This window comes from Nitrospirota bacterium (assembly GCA_016214855.1).
GTDB lineage: Bacteria > Nitrospirota > Thermodesulfovibrionia > Thermodesulfovibrionales > UBA6898 > UBA6898.
Genome location: JACRMT010000006.1, coordinates 1 through 25112, shown reverse-complemented (window position 1 = coordinate 25112; position 25112 = coordinate 1). Strand labels below are relative to the sequence as shown.

Sequence of the window (25112 nt, the reverse complement as noted above, 5' to 3'; positions counted from 1 at the left end):
GAGGAACTTCATCACCCGGCTTCAGCCTGAGCAACGGCCTTAAACCTTAAACTTCCTCAACTCTATAAGGAGATTAAAGGCATCTTCCTTAAGGGCGCTCACGACCGCGTTCATGTCATTGGCAGAGCCGGTAAGCTTACCCGTGGTGTTTCTGATCTTCTCCATGGACCTGACCATCTCGGCACTGTTGTCCTTCTGCTTGCTGATCGCCTCTGAAATGTGAAATGCCTGCGTCGTAACATTTTCGATAACGCCGGCTATCTGTCTGCTCCGGTCCTTCTGATCGCCCGTGGCATTCTTCACCTGCTGCGACAGTTCCTTCACCCGATCCGTAGCTTCAATGATGAATCTGCTCCCCTTGGACTGTTCCTGGATCGCCCGTGATATGTTCTCTGTCTGCTCGGTCATCTGCTCAACAGAATCCGTTATCTGCTTGATCGCAAGGGCCTCTTCCTCTGTTGCCCTCTGGATCGCACGGGCCATCTCGGTAGATGCTTTCGAACTCTCGACAATATCCTGAAGGGCGTCACTCACGTCACTCACGAGCGTCAGCCCCTTGTCCACGGTATGGATACCTTCGGATGCCATGCGGATACTCGTCTTTGTGCCTTCCTGAACCGAACGTATCAGTTCCGCGATCTCATTCGTGGAAAAAGAGGTCCGTTCCGCAAGATTCTTGATCTCATCGGCAACAACGGCAAACCCCTTGCCGTGCTCGCCTGCCTTTGATGCAAGGATGGCAGCATTGATGGCCAGGAGGTTTGTCTGATCAGCGACATCGTCGATCACATTCAGTATTTTGCCGATATCCACAGTCCGCTTGCCAAGATTATTGATGATATCTGACAGTGCGACAACACCGGTCTTGATATTCGTCATGCCATGCATGGCTGCCTGGGCTGCATGCATGCCCTTTTCAGACGCATTATTCATGACCGTCTCGGCAAGATTGACCGATTCATGGGCTCGTGCATCGATATTCTTTGTTGTGGCGTTCACCTCATCGATCGATGATGCGATCGCCTCAGACGACTGGGCAAGCGTTTCAAGGCTCTCTGCAATGGTCTTGATGGTCGATACCATCTCCTCGATCGAGGAGGCAGTCTCATGCGCTGTCTCGCTGAACACATTCGTGGTCTCCGCCACTTTCTCGATCGATGACGCCATTTCATGGATCGAGGCAGATGTTGCAGTCGCTGAATCCGACAGGCTCTCACCGCTGAGCGCTATCTCTGCCATGGCACTGTCCATCTTCCCGATCGAGGAGGCAGTCTCATCAACAGCCTGCTGCTGCACATCAGCAATGGAGAGCACGCCCTGAGAAGAAAGTGCGATGTTCGAGGTGACCGTGGTGACGCTGTTGGTGATATGGGAAACCTTTGAGAGCATATCCTTGAGATTGAATGCCATTCTGTTGATAGCCTTCTGAAGGGCCGATACCTCATCGTGACCGGTGACCTTCAGCTCACTGCTGAGGTCTCCAGATGCCAGGGAATCAGCAGTATGCTCCATCTCGACAATCGGACCGGTGATAAACCGGGCAATGGCAATATAGACGAGAAAACCTGAAGCAAGAAAGCAGAGAGCTGATATGCCCACAGCCCAGAAAAGGAGTTCATAGAGCTGGGCGTTTATCTCCCGCTTCTGGACCCCGACCCTGAGAAAACCGGCAGGCTTATTCTCTGCAGTGAGCAGGGGAAAGGACAGATCAATATAGGAATCCAGCGTCTGAACAAGGCTCTGCGATGACGCTATGACCTTACTTGTTTCAGCATCCTTCATCTCTTTGCCTGCCTGACCCGGCTGGCTGTGAAACAGCGCCTTGCCCTTCAGGTCCATGACCAAGGCATACCCCATTGCCTTATCCCGAGAAACCAGCTCAACCAGTTTTTCATTCACGCCATCAAGAGATTCTATGGGTATGCCGAGCGTAACGGCCTTGCCCAGATCCTTCTGCATAAGTTCGGCTATGGCAGCGCTCTTCGCCAGCATGGCAGACTTGTATTTCCCCGATGCAACACCGGTCAGAACAGCAGTGTTGATCCCGAGGATCAGGAACACGATTCCTGCGATGAGCGTAACTGCCTTATTCTGGAGGTTCATCCTGGAGAGCTTACCGGTCATTTTATAACCCTTGTAGCAGTAGTCAGCAGGTCAAAAGGTATCTTAAGCCCCATGTCCGTTGCCTCCTTGAGGTTTACAATAAGGTCTATCTTTTTCGGCGCTTCAAAAGGCACAGAGGAAGGCTTTGCACCCTTGAACACCCTGGAAGCTATCTTCGCTGCCTCTTTTCCCTGCTCCTGAGGGTTGGCTGACAGCGTCAGGATAATACCGCTGCTTTCACCGCCGCCGATGGTTGTTCCTGTCGGGATCTTCGCCTTTCTTGCCACACCGATGATATTGTTTACGCAGTGCATGGCAGCACAACCGGTTGTCAGAAAAAGAGCGTCAACATTAGCTATCTTTGCAATATCGTCAGGTTTCTTGACACTGAACCGGGAGGACTTGAATCCGAACGAGGCCTCCAGCTGTTTTACATCATTCGCCTGAAGCACGGTGTCCTTTTCCGACTCGCTGAAGACCACACCGAGTGTTGTAAAGTTCGAAATACCCTTAAGGTTCTTCACGAGACTGGCAACCGGGACTTTTGAGCTGACGCCTGTTGCATTCTTGCCCATAATGCCTAATGCCTGAGGGTCATAGACCCCGGCGAAGACGATCGGGATCTCAGAGGTTTCTCCCATTACCGTGAGCGTTGCGGGAGCCCCGTACGTGACAATAAGATCAGCCCCGACCGAGATCAGTTTGCGTGCAGCATTTGACCAGGACATCGGCTCCGGCGTGGGTGTCTGCAGCACAACCTCCACTTTGCCCATACCCTCGGCAGCAAGCCCTTCGGTAAACGCCTTGTGCATCTCCTTGTAATAAGGGATGTTGCCGGTCATGATCACACCGATCGTTTTTTCAGCAGCAGTTGCGGCACCAGCCCCAATGTACAGCACTGAACAGATAAGAACGAGGCAATATATGACTGTTTTTTTCATAAGAACAAGCAAACTCCTTACCATTTCTTCGAAAGCGTCAGGAACACGATATGCGCTCTGCCGTCCTGCACATCATCATATGCATTGTCGATCGCATCATCCAGCCGGGAATACTTATACTGCACGCCTACCGAGAAGCCGTGCTTGAAGCGGTATTCTCCGGATACATGATAAACCGTTTCCTTTGTCCTTAGTTCGGAAAACGCAGCAATGGAAGGATTCAGGAGATCGGGTTCAGAAGGATAGAACGTGCCGCTGCTGAGCGTATAACTTATACCAGCACCAATGGTCAGATTGGTCTTCGGCGTATAGTTCAGATCCGCCCCGTAAAAATGGGCGAAGATCTTGTTCGGAACCATCAGGTCGGTAACCGTCCCGCTTGCAATGTCCTGTGCGGTCTTATTATGCATGTAGGCATAGCTTGCAGTCAGGGAAAGATCGTTGAGAACCAGATAGGTTAAACTACCCAAAAATCTGTCCCGCAAAACCTCCCTGTCGTCAGCCGGAAGATTTACCAGCCCGACAAGTTCAGACCTCTTCTCTTTTGCCCACCCGTAGCTCACCATCGCATTCAGCCTGGGCGTCGGCACCCAGGAAACTGATGTGCGAATCTCATCAGCCCAATCAGGCTCGACGTTATTAGCGGGGTGCTCGATATCCTTATGCGTATATTTTACCTTGGCGTTCAGGTTTTTCATGAGCCTCACGTCTGCGGAGAGCGAAGCCAGGTTCCTGGTGGTCTTATCAGGAATGCCCCATTCAGCGGCATCAGTCCGGTTGACAACATCATGAATAATTTCTCCCCTGAAGACAACTCCTGACACAGGTCTGTACCGGACAATCCCGGTCACGGTATCGGTTGAGGAAGATATGGAATCCTTGATCGAACCGAAGCCGTCATTCTTTCCGTAGGTAACAATATTTATTCCTGTCCTGTCAGAAACTCTTATGTCCGAAGGATTGTCAATGTCCGCTTCCTTGTGCCGGTATTTCAGGAAAAAAGTCAGTTTCGGTGCGGCCACCCAGGTTATCTCCCCGGCTGCGATAGTGTGAGTTGCACGTGCTCCGCTGTCCCTGTTCTCACGGTCAAGTTTTGAGAGCGTTGCTGAAGCGACCAGCCCTCCTGTATAGGACGTATGAAGCTTGAGCGTGTCCGATGAACCTCTGAGTTCGGGGATAAGATTATGCGCATAGTCACCGGCAGCCCTCGCCGGACGGGTAGCATTCTGCGTAACAGCAGCATAGGGATCGAACAGCACTGCGTCGCCATTCACACTGAACCACTTTTCACCATGAGAATAATCGATCTCGATCGGCCCGAAATGACTGTTCACCCCAACGGTAAGTGCCTTTGTCTGCCAGTCCGTATTGCGGGAATCAGAGGTCCTGTACCCGCTCGAAGGGTTTGTGCTGCCGAGATAAAATCTCTGCTGCTGACTGCCGTCTCGTGTGACCAGTCCGCCCTCTGCATAGACATGAAAGGGGAAATCATGAGTCTTGAACCGCAAAAAGAAATTACTCATACCAACCTTAACACCATACAGATTTCCCGGATCCCTGCGGGTCACCCGATACAGGGAATCAGCAGGGTTGGTATCGATCAGCGTCAGATTATCGAGATTATGATAGAGGGTGCGGTTTATACCCCGGAAAATTACGATGTCTTCATACGCATAATTGATATCTCCGTAATAATCCTTTCTGTTCTCGAAATCAAGATTAAGATGAAACCGGTGAGGAAAGCTGAAGTATCTTACGTCCCCGCCAAAGACAGGGGAATTATGCAGGTATTCATATTCGTCAGCCGTGGCTGCACCTCTGTCAGAGACAAAGCGGTAACCGCCGGTGAGGGTTACTTCCGGAGGAATAACGGGAAAAAGGTAATGCTCTTCAGATACATCCGCTGCTTCTGTCGTCTCAGGCTGCTTTGCCGCCTCAGTTGGCTCTCCGGCAGACACCTGAGAGTTCAGGAACACTATTCCGATAAACAGGGCAATTAATATCTTTTTCATGTTCATTTCCCCTCCTATTGAATGAATCTGCCCTTGCCGCTGGGGGAAGGACGGTCAGTGCCGTGAATTTGAGAATGACAATCCGTGCAGCGCGTATAGATCCCGACCCGTCTCTGCAGGGCATTCGCCGCGCCGGTCGTATCCCGGGCAGCGTGCGCTTCATGGCACTGCAAGCAGAGGAACGGCACCTTAACCGCGAGAAGGTTATTGTTCACCGATCCGTGAGGGTTATGGCAAGTACGACAGTCCTCCATATTCTCTGCATGCTCATACACAAAAGGACCTTCCTTTTCCGCATGGCACTGCGTACAGGTCTCCTTTACGGTAGACTTCTTCAGCAGTTTATCATTCACCGATCCGTGAGTATCATGGCAGTCGCTGCATACGACCCGCTTTTCAGGAACCGGGTGATGACTCGGCAGAGCAAATTCGGCCTTTACTTCCTGATGGCATTTTTCGCACATGACAGCCATGTTCTTCGGCTCGACCTTCAGGTCATATCCTGCATGGATATTGTGGCAGTCTGAACAGGACACATCGCTGACCGCATGAGCACCGGCATTCCAGTTGTGAAGATTAAAGGTAGCATTTGCCGTATGGCATTTGAGACAGATCAGTGATTTTGCCTGGCTCGGCAGATTCTTCAGATCTATTAATGTCTTGTAATCACAGGCTGTCTGTTTGCCGGCCTTCGCATCAGCCTCTATCTTTTCAGGCGTCAAACCTTCAATGGCAAGGCTGCCTGGTCCATGACAGGATTCACAGTTAACAAGCGGCATGCCCGATCTGCCCGAGAGCTGCATCCCCATGGTGCTGGCATCAAAATCCCGTTTGATCTTGTCGTGAACATGGCAGGCTGCAAGACAGTTCTGCGTCCCGACGTAGTTGGCATCAAGCCTTCCGGCGATCATCCGCTCGTAATCCTTGAGAGGCAGAATAGGTTTCGAGGCCTTGAGGGATTCGCAACCAACGAATAGAACAGGTAACAGGGCAAGAATAACAATAATTCTGCGCGCTAAGACCATTGTGATCCTCCATATCTATGCATAAGTAATAAATAATATTAAATACGTATACAACAAGTCAACAAAACCAGGGCAACAGGCCATCCGCCGATTTAACGGAACATGGCGGCATGATTACCATTCGCAAAGAATCCTGAAGAACGTAAATGACCTGCAGTTCAACAGCAGATGGCGTTGCTGAAAAAAATTGGTAATACCTGCAGGGGAGTCGATGTCTTAACTGTGCGTTGATTCACTTCGTAAGGAGAGAGAGAAAGTCGCCATGAAACCTAAGAATTGGCTCCCAGGGAGGGATTCGAACCCCCGACATGGTGGTTAACAGCCACCCGCTCTGCCGGCTGAGCTACCTGGGAACATTGAAATAACCGCACTGTTTGCTGTTGCAAGCAGACATTGTTTATAGCAAACCAGACCAATTTTTGTCAATGAAATGCTCGGGCGGCAACTCTCCATCTCTGTCAATATTCATCTGTTTCGTCGCTGCCATAGTATAATAAAATCATGAAAAGTGCACTATGCGCCGGGGCTGTTATTCTTCTCTTCCTTCTGCCGACGGCACTCCTTTTCTCTGCTGAATCTGCAGGGCAGATAGTGTCAGGTGCTGTCGGAGAGGAGCTGGGCATGCGTCATACCATCCTGAATTTCATCGCTGATCCGAGTGTGGCCTATATGCTCCTGCTGCTCGGATTCTACGGGCTCATCTTTGAGTTTGCCAATCCGGGTGCTCTTTTCCCCGGTGTTGCAGGCGGCATTTTTCTGATCCTCGCTTTTTTTTCGTTCCAGCGCCTTCCGGTGAATTACGCCGGCCTTGCGCTGATCATATTTTCAATTATCCTTTTTGTCCTTGAGGTGAAGATCGTATCGCACGGCATGCTTGCCATTGGCGGCATTATTGCCATGAGCTTTGGCTCGCTCATGCTCTTTGAATCGGTGGGGCCTTTTTACCGGCTTTCACTTTCGATCATCATCCCTGCAGTGCTGATCACAGCCCTCTTTTTTACCCTGACATTCAGGCTTGCCTACAAGGCATACCGGACACCCCCGGTAACCGGAAGCGAAGGTATGATCGGACTTGGAGGAAAAGCAGTTGAAGATATCACAAAAGAGAGCGGCATGGTATCATTGCATGGAGAACTTTGGTCTGCCTTTTCAGACACATTGATAGAGAAAGGCAGCAGCGTCATCGTTCGGGAAGTAACAGGACTTAAACTGAAGGTCAATAAAAAGGAGGAATAATCATGTCACTATTCACGCCATTTCTGACGTTGATGATACTAAGCCTGTTTTTTGGCTTCTATATTTTGACGAGCGCGATAAAGATCCTCAAGGAATACGAACGCGGCGTTGTCTTCAGACTCGGAAGGATCATACCGATCAAGGGGCCGGGGCTTGTCCTCATCTGGCCGATCATTGACAAGCTGGTCAGGGTAAGCCTCCGGACCATAACCATGGATGTGCCGCCGCAGGATATCATCACCCGGGACAATATTACCGTGAAAGTAAATGCTGTCATTTACTTCAGGGTCATGGATCCCATCAGGGCGATCACGGAAGTTGAGGATTTCTATTATGCCACCTCGCAGATTTCGCAGACCACACTGAGGAGTGTGCTGGGCCAGGGTCAGCTGGATGACCTGCTCGCAAAGCGCGATGAACTGAACGCAGAACTCCAGAAGGTGATCGATTTCCAGACAGAGCCCTGGGGCATAAAGGTCTCAACCGTGGAAGTAAAAAATGTAGATCTGCCGGTTGAGATGCAGCGCGCCATAGCCCGCCAGGCAGAGGCAGAGCGCGAGCGGAGGGCAAAGATAATCCATGCAGAGGGTGAATTCCAGGCCTCGCAAAAACTCGCTGATGCAGCTTCAGTGATATCGTCTCAGCCGATCGCCCTGCAGCTCAGATTCCTGCAGACCCTGACCGAGATCGCAACAGAGAAGAACTCGACAATTCTCTTTCCTGTCCCCATTGACACACTGAAGTATTTCATAGGCCCGGATAAAGCGAAGGCTGAGTCATAGAACCACAGATCCAAAAAAGAGGCTCTGAGCATATATGGATCAAGGTTTCCGTATTGCTCTTCTTCCTTCTTTTGACGTTCATCCTGTACAAGGCAGGGGCATTTCAGTTCTTCATGGACCGGGAACGGGTCCGGACATTTCTTGACTCTCTCGGTCCGCTCTCTTTTCTCGGTTTCATCCTGCTGCAGGCGCTCCAGGTAGTGGCCGCACCCATCCCCGGCGAGGTCACCGGCGTCCTTGGCGGATTTCTCTACGGCCCGCTGCTGGGGCTCTTCCTCTCGACCATCGGGCTTACCATTGGATCATGGGTGAACTTCGCTCTGGCAAAGACATTCGGCAGGCCTTTTACGGACAAATTCGTCTCGAAAAAAACAATGGAAAAATATGACTACCTGCTGCATCACAAGGGGGCATTCCTTGTTTTTGTCCTCTTCCTCATCCCCGGATTTCCTAAAGACATCCTCTGCTATATAATCGGGTTGGGACATCTTACGACCAGGGAGTTCCTGATCATCAGCACGGTGGGGAGATTCGGCGGTACGGTCCTTCTGACCCTCGGCGGCACCTATCTCAGATATCAGCAGTATTACCGCTTCTCAATCCTGATCGGCGTTGCTATTGTGATCATCTTTCTTTCCATGGTATACAAGGACAAGATCGAGAGGATCTTCAGAATATGGCACATCAGTTCGAGAAAGAAAGAGAGAGGCAGGAAGAAAAAAGAATAAGGCTGAGGCTAAGGTTGAGATAAAAACCAGGAGCGAAAAATATCGACAGGTATTTCGACTCTCGAATGAAGCTCATATTCTGCAGTCGATCTTAGCCTAAGTCTTGACCTAAACCTGCTTTTATCTACCACTTCAGCAGTGCTGATGCCCAGGTGAGACCGCCGCCAAAGGCTTCAAGAAGAATATGATCTCCTTCGCTGACTCTCCCTGCCCTGACTGCTTCATCAAGTGCAATGGGTATGGATGCGGCAGAGGTGTTGCCGTACTTTTCGATGTTCACAAAGACTTTTTCATCCGGGAGATCAAGCCGCTTTGCCGTTGCCTGAATGATCCTGAGATTGGCCTGATGAGGGATAAGCAGCGAGAGCTTTGACGGGTCAAGTTTATTTTCCTCAAGTGTTCTTGCGGCAAGCTCCGCAAGGGTCCTCACCGCCACTTTGAAGGTCTCGTTTCCTTTCATCTTGATAAAGTGGAGCCGCTTCAGGATGCTTTCCTGCGAGCAGGAGAATCGAGAGCCGCCGCCAGGCAGCATGATCAGGTCGCCGAGGCTTCCGTCAGACTGAATATGGGTTGACATGATGCCGCGCTTTTCTTTCGTGCCTTCCAGGACCACGGCGCCGGCGCCGTCGCCAAAGAGCACACAGGTTGTCCTGTCCTGCCAGTCCGTCACCCTTGACAGGACCTCAGCACCGACAAGGAGTATCCTCTTGTGTGCCTCTGTCTTTATCAGGGAATTGGCAATATGCAGGCCGTAGACAAAGCCGGAACAGGCAGCATTGATATCAAAGGCAGCGGCATGTTTTATGCCGAGCTTGTCCTGAAGAATGCATGCTGTCGAGGGAAACGGCATATCAGGGGTGCAGGTAGCAACAATAACAAGGTCTATGTCCTTCGGTTTGAGATGTGCCTGTTTCAGCGCTCTCTGCGCTGCCTCACTGGCCAGGTCAGAAGCAGCCTGGGATGTATCCGCGATCCTTCGCTCCCTGATCCCTGTCCTGTCCATGATCCATTCATCAGACGTTTCGACGATCTTCTCAAGATCGTGATTGGTGATGACGCTCTCAGGGACATAAGACCCGGTGGCAATGATCCGTGCGCGTATCATCTAAGCCTCACGGGCATGAAGGTCCGACTGGATAGCATCCGAGATGGCTTCGTACACGCGTTTGCGGGCAAAATCATGCGCAACCTTGAGGGCGTTTCTGATCGCTTTTGACGATGATCTGCCGTGGCTTATGATACTTGTGCCGTTAATACCGAGGAGCGGCGCTCCGCCGAATTCATCATAGTCGGTCTTCTTCTTGAAGTTCCTGAATGCCGGCCTGAGCATGAGATAGCCGAGTCTTCCTGCAGTGATGCCCGATATCTCCCGCTTGAGCATCTTGATAATGGTCTCGGCAAGACCTTCACTGATCTTGAGCGCTATATTGCCGGTAAAGCCGTCACAGACAACAACATCTGCCTTGCCGCTGAAGATGTCCCTGCCTTCGATATTACCGATAAAGTTCAAAGACGACCCCTTGATGAGCTTAAAGGCCTCTTTCGTCAGTTCATTCCCCTTGCTATCCTCTTCGCCGATGCCCAGAAGGCCGACCTTCGGCTTTTCCCGTCCGAGGATCAACTGGCAGTATATGTTGCCCATGAGCGCAAACTGGTGAAGATTCCGGGGGGTGCAGTCGACATTTGCGCCGACATCAAGGATCAGGAATTTGTCTTTAAGGTTCGGCATCAGAGTTGCAATTGCCGGACGGTCAACACCTTTTGACATACCGAGGAGGAGAAGAGAGGTGCCCATCACGGCGCCGGAATGGCCCGCGCTCACAAAGGCGTCAGCCTTGCCTGCCTTGACAAGCCCGATGCCCACGCGAATGGAAGAATCCTTCTTTTTTCTGATCGCTACGGAAGGGGATTCATGCATCTCAACGACCTGCGATGCATGGACTATGGAGATGCTTCCCGGCCTGTATTTTCTGCCCCTGAGCTCTTTCCTGATGACAGTTTCGTCACCGACAAGGGTAACATGAATGTCGTCGGACTCATGCACCGTTTCCAGGGCTCCGTCAATATTGACAGTCGGCGCATGGTCACCGCCCATGGCATCAAGAACGACATTCATTATGTCGTTTATTTTTCTACGATCTCGAGGACTTTGGTGCCGTTGTAGGCTCCGCAGCTCGGGCAGGCCCGGTGAGGGACCTTAAGCTCCTTGCACTCCGGGCACTGGCCGAGGTTCGGCGTCTCACCCTTCCAGTTTGCCCGTCTCTTGTCTCTTCTTGCTCTCGAATGTCTGCTCGTCGGATTTGCCAAGGTACTACTCCTTTTCTTTGTCTAATAATTTCTTTAAGACCTCAAGCCTGGGGTCTATCTCTTTCTGAACACAGGTACAGGTACCGGTGTTCAGGTCAATGCCGCATTTCGGGCAGATGCCCTTGCAGTCTTCCGTGCAGAGAGGTTTCATCTGAATACTGAGCAAAACCTGTTCTCTGATCAACTCCTGCAGGTCCAGCTCCTCGCCCGTATAAAACCCCATGTCCATCTCATCATCATGGAGTCCGTGCTTATCCGAGCCGATCTCCTCGGCAGGATGATACACGACGCTCACCGGAAGGTCCTGAGCCTGCCGCAGGTCTTTCAGGCACCTGCTGCACGGCATTTCCAGTTCCACGGAAAGGTTCCCCGTGATCATGACCTCATTTGCGGTCCTGTTCACGGCCAGCTGCGCCTTCACCGGAGAAGAGACCGTGCAACCGTCAATACTGAACGTCTCCTCAAGCTCTACAGTAAGCCCTTCTTCCGGTATATCTGGAATAACTATTTTCATTTTTAAAGACCGTAAAAAGAATATAATTATAGAGATTTGCAGTTCAATAAGTCAAGAAAACCGGCAGGCAGGAACCTTGCCGGGACGATGACAAACAATCGCTTTTCTGCCTGTTTTGGGCAGGTTGCACTTTGTCTCCCTGATGGTATTTAATATCCGATATGTCAGAACTCACGCCGCTTATGAAGCAATATACCGCTGTCAAAGAAAGCTATCCCGATGCGATCGTGCTCTTCAGGCTCGGTGATTTTTATGAAATGTTCGGCGAAGATGCGGAGAAGGCATCCCGTATCCTTCAGATCGCCCTCACCTCAAGAGATAAATCAAAGGACAACCCTCTGCCGATGTGCGGGGTTCCCTACTTTGCGTCAGAGACATACATCTCCAAGCTCATCAAGGCCGGCTATAAGGTAGCCGTCTGCGAGCAGGTGGAAGATCCGAAAGAGGCCAGGGGTATTGTTGCCCGCGAGGTCGTGAGGGTAATTACACCCGGCACGCACACGCCTGAGAATCCGAAAGAAAACACCTACATCATCTCACTGTTCCCTGCAGGCAGAAAGCATGGCGTTGCAGCTGCCGACATATCAACAGGCCAGTTCATCGTCTTTGAGACCGCAGAGAATATCGAGGACGAGGTGAGCAGCTTCGAGCCCAGGGAGATCATGCTCCCCTCAAGCCTCAGAGACAACATTCATTACCAGGAGACCCTTTCAGGCTATTACCAGACATTCCGGGATGACTGGTCATTTGACTATGCTGACGCATATCGGGCGCTCACAGAATATTTCCGGGTATCGTCTCTTGACGGGTTTGGCTGCGGCGGGTTCACCGCCGGCATATCAGCCGCAGGAGCGCTCCTTGAGTATCTCAAGACCACCCTGAAGGAAAATCCTGATTTCAGAAAGATTACGACCTTCAGACAGACAGCAACCATGTTCATCGATGCGGCAACCCAGCGCAATCTCGAACTGACGCACAATACCAGGGACAGTTCGCGGGAAGGCACCCTTCTCTGGGCACTCGACGAGACGCTCACCCCCATGGGCGGCAGGTTCCTCAGAACTTCGCTGCTGCGTCCGCTGACAGACATACCGCTGATCCAGGCAAGGCTCAGCGCCATTGAATATCTGATCGATGATTTCGAACTGCTCGAAACCATCCGCACCTGTCTCAGAAGGGTTCAGGATCTGGAGAGGCTTGCCGCACGGGTTACGACAGGCAAGGCACATGGCCGGGACCTTATTGCCATACGGGCATCGCTGACAGAACTGCCGAAGCTCAGAAAAGCCCTGAACGCGTCAAGGGAGCCCTATCTCAAATCCCTTGCCGGGGAGATAGCAGAACTGCCCCTGCACAGGGAACTGATCGAAAAAGGGATCGTCGACAACCCGCCGCTCAGCATCAGGGACGGCGGCATTATCAGGGACGGATACCATGCAGAAGTTGATGAACTCAGATCGATCTCGACGACCGGCAAAGACTTCATTGCCGAGATGGAAGCACGGGAGAAGAAACGTACCGGCATTTCGTCCCTGAAGGTCGGTTACAACAGGGTCTTCGGTTATTACATCGAGGTCACCAGGTCAAACCTTGATATCGTCCCGGATGATTACATCAGAAAGCAGACGCTGGTGGGAGGAGAACGGTTCATTACCCCGGAACTCAAGGAGTATGAGAGCAAGGTTCTCGGTTCCGAGGATAAACTGAAAAGTCTTGAATATCAGGTATTCAACCAGATACTGCTGAGCCTCAGGGATGCTTCTGACCAGATCCTCAGGACAGCATCAGCACTGGCAGCCGCTGATTTTCTCTCTGCTCTTGCGGTCGTTGCCAAGCGGCACAATTTCACAAGACCGGAGATCGTCGAAGACGCGGTGATCGAGATCACGGAGGGCAGGCATCCCGTGCTTGAACGGGTACTGGCCGGAGAGCGCTTCATTCCGAATAATACGCTTATTGACACACAGGATAATCTGCTTATCATCCTGACCGGGCCGAACATGGCAGGCAAGTCCACGTACATGAGACAGGTTGCGCTGATAACCCTCATGGCGCAGATGGGGAGCTTTGTGCCGGCCGCATCGGCCCGCATAGGCATCACGGACAGGATATTTACCCGGATCGGTGCATCGGACTTTCTCGTCAAGGGACAGAGCACCTTCATGGTCGAGATGATAGAGGCTGCCAATATCATCCACAATGCCACCGGCCGGAGCCTCATCATCCTTGACGAAGTCGGCAGGGGCACAAGCACGTTTGACGGCATCAGCATCGCCTGGGCCATTGCAGAGCATATTCTGAACAGAATCCAGGCGCGGACGCTCTTCGCTACGCATTACAATGAACTGACAGAACTGGCCATTATCCACGAAGGGGTAAAAAACTTCAATATCTCGGTCAGGGAATGGGGAGACGAGATCATCTTTCTGAGAAAGATAGAGGAAGGCCCGGCTGATAAAAGCTATGGCATACAGGTTGCGCGTCTTGCCGGCATACCTGATATCATAATCGCCCGGGCAAAAGAGGTTCTGCATAATCTTGAGAAGGAAGAACTGAATGAGACCGGCGCTCCCAAGTTCGCCCAACAGAAAAGCGGCAAGAAAAAGCTCGATCAACTCGATCTGTTTTCCTCTTCTGGCGGCTCGATCATTGACGCGATCCTTGCGCTGGAGACGGACAGCATGAAGCCCGAAGAAGCACTTGCAAAGCTGATCGAACTGAAGAACAGGGTACGGCTTTAACCAGCCTTTCAAACCCTTTTTTGACTGAAGAGAACATGCTATGATAGAGAAAAAATCTCTGCTGTATTTTTCACTAAGGAGGCAACAATGCATCCACAGGACGTGAAGTATCATAAGGAACATACATGGGTCAGGGTTTCCGGCAAAAAAGGAACGATCGGTATAACCGACTATGCGCAGGACGCGCTGGGAGATATCGTCTATATCGAACTTCCGGAGGTCGATGCGTCAGTTGAGGCAAGCACCGAGATCACCGAGATCGAATCCACAAAATCGACATCATCCGTGATCTCGCCGGTCAGCGGAAGGATCATCCAGATCAACGAGGAACTTTCCGAGACCCCCGAGATCATCAACGAGGACCCGTATGGAGCCGGCTGGATAGCCGTGATCGAACTGGATAACCCGGCTGAGATCGATGATCTCCTGGATGCCTCTGAATACGGCAGGCTTGTGGACGAGGAATCTAAGTGAGACTTTCGGTCCTCGGCGCAGGACCGGGCGGATATGTCGCTGCGATACGGGCTGCCCAGCTCGGCGCCCGCGTCACGGTCATTGAAGATAGTGAGGTCGGCGGCACCTGCCTGAACCGCGGGTGCATCCCCACAAAAACTATTATTGCATCAACAGACCTCCTCGCCAGGCTCAGAGATCTTGAGGATTTCGGCCTTGAACTCAAAGGCAGTGTGATCCCGAACCTGAGCCGCATCGTTGACCGGAAGAACAAGGTCGTATCCACACTCGTCAAGGGTATCAGGGGTCTCTTCAGGAACCGGGACATAACACTTGTCCAGGGAAGAGGGGTGATCTCTTCACCGGGAGCGATCACCGTCACCTTGAAGGATGGAACAGAGGAGATTGTTCCTTCAGACAGCATTATCATTGCAACAGGTTCGCGTCCTGCGGCGATCCCGTCCCTGTCTTTTGACGGAACGCATATCCTTTCCTCCACTGACGCCCTTGATCTGCGGCTGATACCAAAAAGCATGCTGATCGTCGGCGCTGGCGTTGTCGGGTGTGAGTTCGCCTGCATCTTTCGGGAACTCGGCGCCGAGGTGACTATCGTTGAGATGCTTCCCAGAGCGGTTGCAACAGAAGACCGGGAGATATCAGAGCTCCTTGAAAAAGAATTAAAGAAAAGGAAGATAAAACTCATCACTAATGTCAGGATCGAAAAGACCGGCATCAGGGAAGACGGCATTCATGCAGTGCTCTCTGACGGGAAGGAGATCGTCACGGAAAAGATCCTGGTATCCATCGGCAGAGCCTTGAATACCGACGGCATAGGACTGAAGGAAACCGGCATAGGCACAGGGCCAAAAGGAGAGATCATCGTCAACAGGAAAATGGAAACATCCATTCCCGGCATCTATGCCGTTGGAGATGTGACCGGGGGCATGCTCCTTGCCCATAAAGCGTCTGCAGAGGGGATCGTCGCAGCAATGAATATCATGGGGCAGAATACCGAGATCGATTACAGCGTTGTGCCTGCGGCCATATTCACCTCGCCGGAGATCGCGTCAGTCGGATTTCGTGAAGAGCAGGCAGCTGAAAAAGGTATTCGTTACCGTGTAGGTCGTTTCCCTTTCAGGGCCCTTGGCAAGGCTCATGCCATGAATGAGATAGCCGGCATGGCAAAGATCATTACCGACGAAGAAACAGACAGGATCATCGGCGCCCACATTATCGGCCCTCATGCCTCTGATCTCATTGCTGAGGCTGCAGTTGCCATGAAAGCAGGGCTCACTGCCCGTGAACTCGCAGGCACGATCCATGCCCACCCTACGCTGGCAGAGGCTGTCATGGAAGCAGCGGAAGACGTCCATCAGATGGCGGTGCATCTGCCGGGCAATAAGGAAGACCGCGGATAATGCTGCCGAAAGAGAGCGGACAGAATTGGGTGACGCAGTCAAAACAGGACAACTCAGTCCTTTTTTCAGAACTTGATATACTGCTCCGTGCCCTTGACCGGTTCTTTAACATAGAGAACCTGCCTTTTTCGAACGAGGACATTGCCGGCAGGAACTTTTACGAAGAACTGCTCGCTGCCCGTGATGTGATCCTCCGTGTGCTCGGCATCCTCGAGGTCGTGATTCCGGAAAACAGAAAGAACGCGTACTGGTTCCGGAAGTTCGCGGAATCCAAATTCATGTCCGAGCGCAAGATCGACGACTTCAGGAAAGATCTGTATCTGCAGGACACACCGGAAAAAGGACTCTACCTTCTCTATGACTCATTCATCAATATGAAAGGGCTCATCTCGGATCTTGCCCGCTCAGGCCATACCTCGTATATGGGATTCCTGAATGTCGGAAATCTGATCAGCAAGGAGATCAGGGAAAATGTCTTTTTTAATCCGTTCAAAAAGAATATGAACCCTGAATTCGATATGATCACGAACCAGACCATATCGAAGATCGCCAGATCACTGGAGGACAAGGATGAGAAAAAGCATATCTCGGTCATCTACCTGTATCTCTTCAGGTTCATCAGGATCATGGGCTTCATTGAACTTACCACGCAGCGTGCCGTATCCCTGAGCTCTTCGCTCATCCTGCTTATCCTTCTCAGGTCGGAGATCAATGCCTTCCGCACCTATGTCGACAAATCCGTGAGGAAGATGAAGAGCAGCGATCTGCAGATGCTGCTTCAGGCCATTGCGTACCAGTTCTCCATGGAGACCAAGCGCGTGTACCAGCAGGAACTGAAAGACATCCTGCGCAAAAAGGCGTCGGTTCAGTTCCGGGGTAAAATAGAAAACAGCCACGGCATCCTGAAGAACCTGACCGAGCAGTCCATTGTTCAGCTCACCCAGCACTTTGACCCTGCGATCAGCGGCGTCGAGGTCTTTGCCAGTTTTATGAACAAGGTCGAGCAGTCCTTCAGACTAAGGGAAGACATCCATGTCCTTCATGCCTTTGTCGCCCTCTTCTGCTCAAAGGCCGATGATCCCCGGGAGCGTCTCAAATCTTTTGAATCCCTGCGGAACTATATGTTATATTTCGAAAGCTTTACATTCAGGCTTCTGAGACACGATGATTACGAAGATTTTGCCATTTTTTTCCATGACCTCAATACCATCAGAAAAGAGATGGTCACAGGACAGGCTTTCCCGAAGATCCTGGACAAGATAAAGCAGTTCAAGATCTTTCTTGAAACAACGCTGCGTCACATAGGCAACCGTTCCGAACTGATGGACAAGCAGATTGACATGGTCCGGATAGAATCCCTGATGAATCAATACCTGTAAGGAGGAAGTTAAAGCAATGGGCGAGATTATCGATCTGATAGCACGGGAAATCATTGATTCGAGGGGAAATCCGACCATTGAGGTCGATGCCCACCTTGACAGCGGCGTGATCGGAAGGGCTGCGGTGCCCTCCGGGGCATCAACAGGGCAGAGAGAGGCCCTTGAACTGAGGGACGGCGGAAAACGGTTCCATGGCAAAGGGGTCATGAAGGCGATCAGGAACATTTTCGAGGAGATCGCTCCCAGGGTTCGCGGACTCGAATCAACGGATCAGGACTTTATCGACAATTACATGATAGAGCTTGACGGCACGGATAACAAGCGGAAGCTTGGGGCAAATGCCCTGCTGGGCGTATCTCTCGCCGTCTGCCGCGCATCGGCCATTGAATCAGGCATGCCGCTCTACCGGTATATCGGCGGCTGCAACGCAAAGGTTCTGCCTGTGCCGATGATGAACATCATCAACGGCGGCGCCCATGCCGACAACAATCTCGACTTCCAGGAATTCATGATCATGCCTGCAGGTCTCCCTGATTTTGCTTCGGCGCTCAGGGCAGGAATCGAGATCTTCCATACCCTGAAGAAGATACTGAAAGACAAAGGCCTCAATACCGCAGTCGGCGATGAGGGAGGCTTTGCTCCGAACCTGAAAAGCAACGAAGAGGCGATCACCTACATTCTCACCGCCATTGAAGCATCAGGGTACAAACCCGGCAAGGACATCTATCTTGCGCTCGATGTCGCTGCATCAGAGTTTTTCGACAAGGGCAAATATCAGTTCGAAGGCAGGAAAGTGACCTACAACGAAATGATCAAATACTATGAAAAGATCATTGCCAAATATCCGGTGCTTTCGATAGAGGACGGCCTGTCAGAAAATGACTGGACCGGCTGGAAGGCCCTGACCGACGCACTTGGCAGAAAGGTCCAGCTGGTAGGCGATGATCTGTTCGTGACGAACACCCGGATCCTTGCCAGGGGCATCGAGAAGGGCATATCGAACTCGATCCTGATCAAACTGAACCAGATCGGCACCGTGACCGAGACCCTTGATGCGATCGAGATGGCAAAGAATGCAAACTTTACGGCTGTCATTTCTCATCGTTCGGGAGAGACAGAGGATACGACCATTGCAGACCTTGCAGTGGCATGCAACACGGGCTTTATCAAGACCGGTTCGCTTGCACGGAGCGAGCGCGTTGCAAAGTATAACCGGCTGCTCCAGATCGAGGAAGAGCTCGCAGAATCAGCCGTGTACAAAGGGAAAAAGGGATTTTATAACCTTCATTCATGACCACGCTCGAGAAACAGGTAAACGCTGAGGTAAAGAAGAGACAGATGATCTTTTTCACGATCGTAGTGCTGACCCTTCTTTACCTCTCGATCAGCCTCATTTTTGGTGATATGGGCCTTTTCAAATACCTTGAGCTGAACAGAACCCGCCAGAGTCTCGAGAAACAGATAGCACAGATCAGCACCCAAAACGAACAGATGAGATCGCAGCTCAAAGCCCTCAAGGACGACCCTTTCTACCGGGAAAAACTTGCCAGGGAGGAATACGGACTCTCAAGGCCGGACGAATTTATTTTCCAGTATGACCGCTGATCCACTCCATATTGTCTTCATCTGGCATATGCACCAGCCGTATTACAAGGACCCGTCCACGGGTCTGTACCGCCTGCCCTGGGTAAGGCTTCACGGCACCAAGGACTATCTCGACATGCTCGAGATCCTGAAAGAATTTCCTGCGGTCAGACAGAACTTCAATCTTGTGCCGTCGCTCCTTGAACAGCTCGTCGACTATGCAGATCATGGCGGCAGGGACGTTCATCTTGAGCTGACCAGAAAGCCTGCAGCAGAGCTGACAGACCAGGAGCGGTCCTTCATCCTCGAAAATTTCTTTCTTGCGCACTGGGATAATATGATCAGGCCCTTTCCGCGCTACTATGAACTGCTGGTCAAACGCGGCACCCATCTTATCAAGAGCGACCTTGTCAGGGCGGTAAAGTATTTCACTGACCAGGACTTTCTCGATCTCCAGGTATTCTTCAACCTTTGCTGGATAGACCCTCTCTTTAGGAACAATGATCCCTTTCTGAGATCGCTCGTGGAAAAGGGACAGGGGTACACGGAAGAAGAAAAGATACTGCTTATTGAAGAACAGATGCATATCCTGCGCAGGATCATACCTGCATATAAGGATATGGCAGCCTCAGGTCAGGTCGAACTTTCGTTCACGCCCTTTTACCACCCTATTCTTCCGTTACTCTGCGACACTGACATAGCACGTGTAGCAATGCCGAATGTGCGGCTGCCGAGGCAGCGTTTCGTGCATCCTGAAGACGCGGAAAAACAGATCAGGATGGGCATCAACTATTTTGAGTCTCTTTTCGATTACCGGCCCGTCGGCATGTGGCCGTCCGAGGGCTCAGTAAGCGAAGAAGTCCTCCGGACCGTTTCCCGGCTCGGCATTCAGTGGGTGGCAACGGATGAAGGCGTACTCGCTTCATCCCTGGGCAGGGGACTTCGCGATGGAGCGGGAAACCTGCTCGATCCGCATATGCTCTACCGGCCTTATTCCTATGAAAATGTCTCAATGGTCTTCAGAGACCATACCGTCTCTGACCTCATCGGCTTTGTCTATTCCCAGTGGGACCCCAAAAGAGCTGCCGATGATCTGATCCAAAGACTGCTGACTATCCGCAGCTCGCTTCCATCCAACTCTCCTCATGTAGTGCCGATCATCCTTGACGGCGAGAATGCATGGGAACATTACAAGAACGACGGCAGGGATTTCTTCCTCTATCTGTATGAGGGGCTTTCAAAAGAAGAGCGTCTCAAGACCATAACCGTCTCGGAATATATCAATACCCTGCACCGCGGCGATCCGCTTGAACGGCTGCATCCGGGCTCATGGATCAATGCCAACTACGGCATCTGGATCGGCCATGAAGAAGATAACCTGTCCTGGGATTATCTTACCGAGGCACGCGAAGCACTCGAACACTTTCAGCAGGCAAACCCTGAGCTGCCGCTCGAAAAGGCCTGGAAATCCATACATATTGCAGAAGGCAGCGACTGGAACTGGTGGTATGGCGATGAGCATTCTACAGAGACAGAAGAAGATTTTGACGAGCTCTTCAGGCTGAACCTTATGCAGGTGTACAAGGAAATGGGCAAAGATGTGCCGTCCCACCTCTTTGTACCGGTGCTCAGACATGACAGGGGCGTTGCTCCTGCGCTTGCTATCAGGGGGTTCATAAAGCCGAAGATCGACGGGATTGTTACAAGCTACTACGAATGGTATCAGGGCGCACAGATCGATGCAAAGAAGTCGGGCGGAAGCATGCATAAATCAGAGAGTCTGGTGGCAAGCGTGTACTACGGCTTCAATGAAGATCACCTGTTTGTAAGGATAGACACGGCTGCACCCTTTGACACGCTTGATCATGATCTCGAAATAGCGATCATGACCTCAAAACCTCAGGAGATCCGGATCAGCTGCCCTGTCAACGGCAGCGACATACGTGCAAAGCTCTTCGAAAAACTGAACGAGGAATGGATATTGGTCAAAGAGATACCTGATGTGGCGATAAAGGAGATCTTCGAGATCAGCATCCCTTTCGCTGACCTGAAGGCAAAACAGAAGGATGAACTTAATCTCTTTATCTCGGTCCGAAAGGGAAACGAAGAAATAGAGCGATGCCCCTGGAGAGGTTATATCAGCCTTTCTGTCCCCACTCCTGACTTTGAAGCAATGATGTGGTATTGAGAGGCCGTGATGAGTGATGTTTGATAGCATTGAAAGAGCGATCTGAAATAAACAGGAGGTACCATGAGACTGGTTACCAGAGGAGACCTTGACGGAGTGACTTCGGCTGTTCTGCTGTCGACCATGGAGCAGATCGACTCGATCGAACTGATCCATCCCCAGGATATTACAGACAAGAAATTCAGCATAACCGGCAATGACATCATGGCCAACCTGCCCTATCATCCGGATTGCGCCATGTGGTTCGACCACCACGAGCTGACCGACAGCAATGAGAAACCGCCGGCCAACTACAAGGGAAGACATGCGATCGCTCCGAGCGTCGCGCGGGTGATCTACGACTATTATAATTCCGGATCACTGAAGAAATACGAACACCTCGTGAACGAGACGGACCGTCTCGATGCAGCTAATCTTGAGCCAGTCGACGTGACCGACCCCAAGGGAGTGATCCTGCTCGGATTCACGGTCGACAGCCGCACAGGCATGGGCAGCTTCAAGGAGTATTTCAGCAGCCTTGTTACCTGGCTGATGGCTATGTCGCCGGAGGATGTCCTGAAACAGCCGGAAGTTGCTGCACGAACCCAGCGCATGAAAGAAGCCAACACTGAGTTCCTTTCGTTTCTGAAGAAACATTCGAGAAAAGACGGTAATGTTATAGTCACTGATTTCCGGCCGCTCGACAAGGTCCCGGTCGGCAACCGGTTTCTCGTGTACACGATCTTTCCTGATGTGAATGTTTCCCTCCGACTTCAGTGGGGGCCTGAAAAGAAGTTTGTGGCGGCCACCTTGGGCCATAACATCTTCAAGAGGGACTGCAAAACGAACATCGGCCATCTCTGCAGCAATTACGGTGGCGGCGGGCATAGAGGCGCCGGTGCCTGCGTTCTCGTCCCTGCGGATGCTGACAGGCAGACAGGCGAGATGATCGAAGAGCTGAAAAGAAACGGCTGATCGCTGATCGATATGAAAGACCCTCAAGGACCAAATGCTGAATCACCGCGTAAATGACGGCACTGGTACCTTTATGCTCGATTCAAAACGCTGACACTTGCACGAGGTTAAATTACGTGCTAATATAAGACCAGAATTAAGAGCTAATTTAATGCAGAGGTGAGACAAATATGAAGGCCGTCCTTGCAAAATGCTCTGCCAGCATTTCAGAGTTAAAAAGAAATCCGACCGCCCTGATCGAAAAATCAGAAGGTGAACCGATCGCGATCTTAAATCACAACAGCCCCACTGCTTATCTCATTCCGGCTGAAACCTATGAATTACTCATGGAAAGACTCGAAGACTACCAGCTTGGTCTTATCGTTCAGGAAAGACAGAGTGAAAAAATAAGGGCCATAGCAGTCTCTCTGGATGAACTTTAGGTATAAGCTGAAATTCATCCCCACTGCCTTGAAGGAATGGGGAAAACTGGATCGGTCTATCCAGGTTCAATTCAAGAAAAAGCTGTCGGAACGCCTCAACAATCCACGGGTGCCATCAAGCCGGCTTCATGGCTTCACGGATCATTACAAAATAAAGCTTCGTGCAAGCGGCTATCGTCTGGTTTATGAAGTATTGGATAAAGAGATCTGTGTCATGGTTATTGCTGTGGGCAAGCGAGACAAGGATGCGGTATATGAGAAAGCAGGGAAAAGAGACAAAGACTGATCGGGTAAGAGGTGAGAGCGAACTGCCTTGTGCCAGCCCGCCGCCTCAGCCGCGGTCATCACGATGCGGCCACAAGCCAAAGCAGCAGGAGAATAAACGGGTGACGCTTGGCGTTGAACTAAAACATGTAGCTCTCTTATAAGTACGAAACTGGTAACACCAAATGCAATGAGGGCGTGCGGGAATAACGAGGGAGGCAAGGCATGACAGAAAAGAGAAAAAGCTGGAAAGAAATAATTGATAGACGCCGTAAAGAGAACTTTGTGGGCCGTTCAGATTACCTTCACACTTTTTCAAATAACTTTCATTCAGGACTCCCGAATTTCCTACTTTTTTCTGTCACTGGTGAGGGTGGCGTTGGTAAAAGTACACTGTTGCAGCAATTTCAGAGCATTGTCACTTCCCCATCGATTAATGGTGTTGCGATTCTTTGCGACGAAAACCAACTTTCTCCAGTCTCAGTAATGGGATATATTGCCGAAAAACTGGCGCTGATCGATATTAAGAATAAGGAATTTGATGAGCGCTATAAGACCTACCGTACTTGTCGAGAACAAATCGAAGGTGATCAAAAGGCACCACGAGGGGCACTGAATCTCGTAGTTCGTGGCATGACTGACTTTGCAATTAAAGCTGCACGGCGAACTCCCGGAGTTGGTGTGTTTGCAGAATATGTGAATGAAAAAGAGGCGGGCGAGGCACTGACGCAAGGTGTCAGTTATCTCATTGACCGTTTCGGCAACAAAGATGAGGTGCAATTGTTGCGTGAGCCTGAGAAGATATTAACGCCTCTATTTATAAACTTGCTAAATACTGCTTGTGTTAATCGTCGCGTCGTCTTGATGTTTGATGTCTTTGAACGTACTTGCGAAGCTCTTGAACCTTGGTTGATGGAATGTCTCAACTTTAAGTATGGAGAATGTGATTCATATCTGACCTTTGTTATCAGTGGCCGTGATCAGATAGACCAGCACTGGACTGAAATAGCAAGTTCCATTTGTCATATCATTTTAGAACCTTTTACTCAAGAAGAAACGCGACTCTATTTGGCCAATCGCAACATTGTTGATGAATCCTTAGTGAACCAGATTCATGAAGATACTGGTGGATTGCCCGTACTAGTTGAACTATTGGCCGGCACCAATCCAAAGCCAGGGCTGCCCTTACCCGATATAAGCCGAGATGCTGTGAAGCGCTTTCTTCAGTGGATACCTGAGGAAGAAAGGCGACTCGTGGCGTTGATGGCGTCTGTACCCCGTCAGTTCAATCTCGACATCTTGAGCGCCTGCCTTGGGAGCAACGCTATTGACCAGTTTAAATGGCTTTCCACGCAAAGCTATATACGAACAAATTCGAAACGTGGCTGGTTCTATCATGATAAAGTGCGTGAACTTATGTTGCGGTATTTACATAACACAACGCCGAACGACTTAGAGGAAGCACACAGGCGATTGGTTATTTTTTTTGAAAGACGTCAGGATCAACTAATTCTTGATGGTCTATCGGCGCACAGCCGTGAATGGCGCAGATTGGAGGTGGAAAGAGTTTACCACTTGCTGAGTGAACAGCCTATTGGAAATATTGGAAGAGCTGTTAACGCATTTCTTTCTGCCTCAGGCGGTGCTTGCATTTTTGCTGACGGCATTCCTCAGGCGTGTCAGCAGGTGGGTCGGGAAGTTGTGTCTGCGGAAGTGCAAGCGTGGGCTCGAACATTAGTAGCTTTTTATAATGCGTCTGAGGGAAATCAACATGAAACACTCCTGCACTTAGCAAACTTGATTGCTAAGAGGCAAGACTTGGCGCCAGAGGCACAACACGCCCTTTTTGTACGACGAGGCGAAACATATAGTTTAATGGGGAAATATGCTGAAGCGCTTTGTGACTTGAATCGAGCAATTGGAGATACAATCAAAAAGTGTGTAAATAGATAGAAGGCGGTGTATCCTTTCAAGTTGCGACCAAACAACAAAGGAAGGAGCCACCACCATGAAGAAGGGTATCACCGAGACAGAGAAGCAGTCAAGAGCAACGTATGACGT

22 protein-coding genes and 1 tRNA gene are annotated in these 25112 nt (G+C 50.9%); 14 read left to right on the top strand and 9 right to left on the bottom strand.

From position 1 onward, the window contains the following. Positions 1-39 precede the first annotated feature (39 nt). From HZB62_07660 to HZB62_07640, 5 genes are all read right to left on the bottom strand, one after another. A complete protein-coding gene (locus HZB62_07660; protein MBI5075026.1) occupies positions 40-2124 on the bottom strand; it encodes a HAMP domain-containing protein in 2085 nt (694 codons plus the stop codon). After that, positions 2121-3044: an ABC transporter substrate-binding protein gene (locus HZB62_07655; GenBank protein ID MBI5075025.1), complete on the bottom strand. Its 924-nt coding sequence runs from the start codon at positions 3042-3044 to the stop codon at positions 2121-2123. The genes HZB62_07660 and HZB62_07655 overlap by 4 nt, the downstream gene beginning before the upstream one ends. A gap of 17 nt (positions 3045-3061) precedes the next feature. After that, positions 3062-5056 carry an MtrB/PioB family outer membrane beta-barrel protein gene (locus HZB62_07650; protein ID MBI5075024.1) on the bottom strand — a complete coding sequence of 665 codons (1995 nt, stop codon included), beginning with the start codon at positions 5054-5056 and terminating at the stop codon, positions 3062-3064. Between the two features lie 14 nt (positions 5057-5070). Then, entirely contained in the window at positions 5071-6081 is a 1011-nt protein-coding gene (locus HZB62_07645) for a DmsE family decaheme c-type cytochrome (GenBank protein MBI5075023.1), read from the bottom strand. A gap of 277 nt (positions 6082-6358) precedes the next feature. Beyond that, positions 6359-6434: transfer RNA gene (locus HZB62_07640), tRNA-Asn, on the bottom strand. A 148-nt stretch (positions 6435-6582) separates the two neighbouring features. Here HZB62_07640 and HZB62_07635 point away from each other — a divergent pair. The 3 genes from HZB62_07635 (at position 6583) to HZB62_07625 (ending at position 8827) form a co-directional block, all read left to right on the top strand. Beyond that, positions 6583-7317: a hypothetical protein gene (locus HZB62_07635; protein ID MBI5075022.1), complete on the top strand. Its 735-nt coding sequence runs from the start codon at positions 6583-6585 to the stop codon at positions 7315-7317. Between the two features lie 2 nt (positions 7318-7319). Beyond that, entirely contained in the window at positions 7320-8099 is a 780-nt protein-coding gene (locus HZB62_07630) for a slipin family protein (GenBank protein MBI5075021.1), read from the top strand. Between the two features lie 113 nt (positions 8100-8212). Next, complete coding sequence (locus HZB62_07625; GenBank protein MBI5075020.1) at positions 8213-8827, top strand: TVP38/TMEM64 family protein; 615 nt, start codon at positions 8213-8215, stop codon at positions 8825-8827. A 124-nt stretch (positions 8828-8951) separates the two neighbouring features. On the opposite strand, the gene HZB62_07620 is transcribed toward HZB62_07625, so the two are convergent. Genes HZB62_07620 through HZB62_07605 form a run of 4 tightly spaced genes read right to left on the bottom strand, consistent with a single transcriptional unit; the run spans position 8952 to position 11648 of the window. Beyond that, the gene (locus HZB62_07620; GenBank protein MBI5075019.1) at positions 8952-9929 is read right to left on the bottom strand and encodes a ketoacyl-ACP synthase III; all 978 of its coding nucleotides are present in this window, start codon (positions 9927-9929) and stop codon (positions 8952-8954) included. A gap of 3 nt (positions 9930-9932) precedes the next feature. Further along, a complete protein-coding gene (gene plsX, locus HZB62_07615) occupies positions 9933-10943 on the bottom strand; it encodes a phosphate acyltransferase PlsX (protein MBI5075018.1) in 1011 nt (336 codons plus the stop codon). 8 nt (positions 10944-10951) lie between these two features. Then, positions 10952-11134 carry a 50S ribosomal protein L32 gene (rpmF, locus tag HZB62_07610; GenBank protein ID MBI5075017.1) on the bottom strand — a complete coding sequence of 61 codons (183 nt, stop codon included), beginning with the start codon at positions 11132-11134 and terminating at the stop codon, positions 10952-10954. Positions 11135-11138: 4 nt separating this feature from the next. After that, complete coding sequence (locus HZB62_07605) at positions 11139-11648, bottom strand: DUF177 domain-containing protein (protein MBI5075016.1); 510 nt, start codon at positions 11646-11648, stop codon at positions 11139-11141. Positions 11649-11809: 161 nt separating this feature from the next. On the opposite strand from HZB62_07605, the gene mutS reads away from it, so the two are divergent. The 11 genes from mutS to HZB62_07550 all read left to right on the top strand — a co-directional run bounded on the left by mutS (position 11810) and on the right by HZB62_07550 (position 25004). Further along, complete coding sequence (gene mutS / locus HZB62_07600; GenBank protein ID MBI5075015.1) at positions 11810-14389, top strand: DNA mismatch repair protein MutS; 2580 nt, start codon at positions 11810-11812, stop codon at positions 14387-14389. Positions 14390-14476: 87 nt separating this feature from the next. After that, positions 14477-14863, top strand: a complete 387-nt coding sequence (gcvH, locus tag HZB62_07595) for a glycine cleavage system protein GcvH (GenBank protein MBI5075014.1) — start codon at positions 14477-14479, stop codon at positions 14861-14863. Further along, the gene (gene lpdA / locus HZB62_07590) at positions 14860-16260 is read left to right on the top strand and encodes a dihydrolipoyl dehydrogenase (GenBank protein MBI5075013.1); all 1401 of its coding nucleotides are present in this window, start codon (positions 14860-14862) and stop codon (positions 16258-16260) included. Before gcvH ends, lpdA begins: the two co-directional genes overlap by 4 nt. Next, on the top strand, positions 16260-17639 hold the full coding sequence (locus HZB62_07585; protein MBI5075012.1) for a hypothetical protein: 1380 nt from the start codon (positions 16260-16262) through the stop codon (positions 17637-17639). The genes lpdA and HZB62_07585 overlap by 1 nt, the downstream gene beginning before the upstream one ends. A 16-nt stretch (positions 17640-17655) precedes the next feature. Continuing rightward, positions 17656-18933 carry a phosphopyruvate hydratase gene (gene eno / locus HZB62_07580; GenBank protein ID MBI5075011.1) on the top strand — a complete coding sequence of 426 codons (1278 nt, stop codon included), beginning with the start codon at positions 17656-17658 and terminating at the stop codon, positions 18931-18933. After that, positions 18930-19244: a septum formation initiator family protein gene (locus tag HZB62_07575; GenBank protein MBI5075010.1), complete on the top strand. Its 315-nt coding sequence runs from the start codon at positions 18930-18932 to the stop codon at positions 19242-19244. The genes eno and HZB62_07575 overlap by 4 nt, the downstream gene beginning before the upstream one ends. Then, positions 19234-21411 (top strand): glycoside hydrolase, encoded by a 2178-nt coding sequence (locus tag HZB62_07570; protein MBI5075009.1) that lies wholly within the window; start codon positions 19234-19236, stop codon positions 21409-21411. Before HZB62_07575 ends, HZB62_07570 begins: the two co-directional genes overlap by 11 nt. A gap of 63 nt (positions 21412-21474) precedes the next feature. Continuing rightward, positions 21475-22365 carry an exopolyphosphatase gene (locus HZB62_07565; protein ID MBI5075008.1) on the top strand — a complete coding sequence of 297 codons (891 nt, stop codon included), beginning with the start codon at positions 21475-21477 and terminating at the stop codon, positions 22363-22365. Between the two features lie 170 nt (positions 22366-22535). After that, positions 22536-22787: a type II toxin-antitoxin system Phd/YefM family antitoxin gene (locus HZB62_07560; GenBank protein ID MBI5075007.1), complete on the top strand. Its 252-nt coding sequence runs from the start codon at positions 22536-22538 to the stop codon at positions 22785-22787. Further along, the gene (locus HZB62_07555; protein ID MBI5075006.1) at positions 22777-23073 is read left to right on the top strand and encodes a type II toxin-antitoxin system RelE/ParE family toxin; all 297 of its coding nucleotides are present in this window, start codon (positions 22777-22779) and stop codon (positions 23071-23073) included. The genes HZB62_07560 and HZB62_07555 overlap by 11 nt, the downstream gene beginning before the upstream one ends. A gap of 203 nt (positions 23074-23276) precedes the next feature. Further along, positions 23277-25004 carry an ATP-binding protein gene (locus HZB62_07550; protein ID MBI5075005.1) on the top strand — a complete coding sequence of 576 codons (1728 nt, stop codon included), beginning with the start codon at positions 23277-23279 and terminating at the stop codon, positions 25002-25004. Positions 25005-25112: the final 108 nt, after the last annotated feature.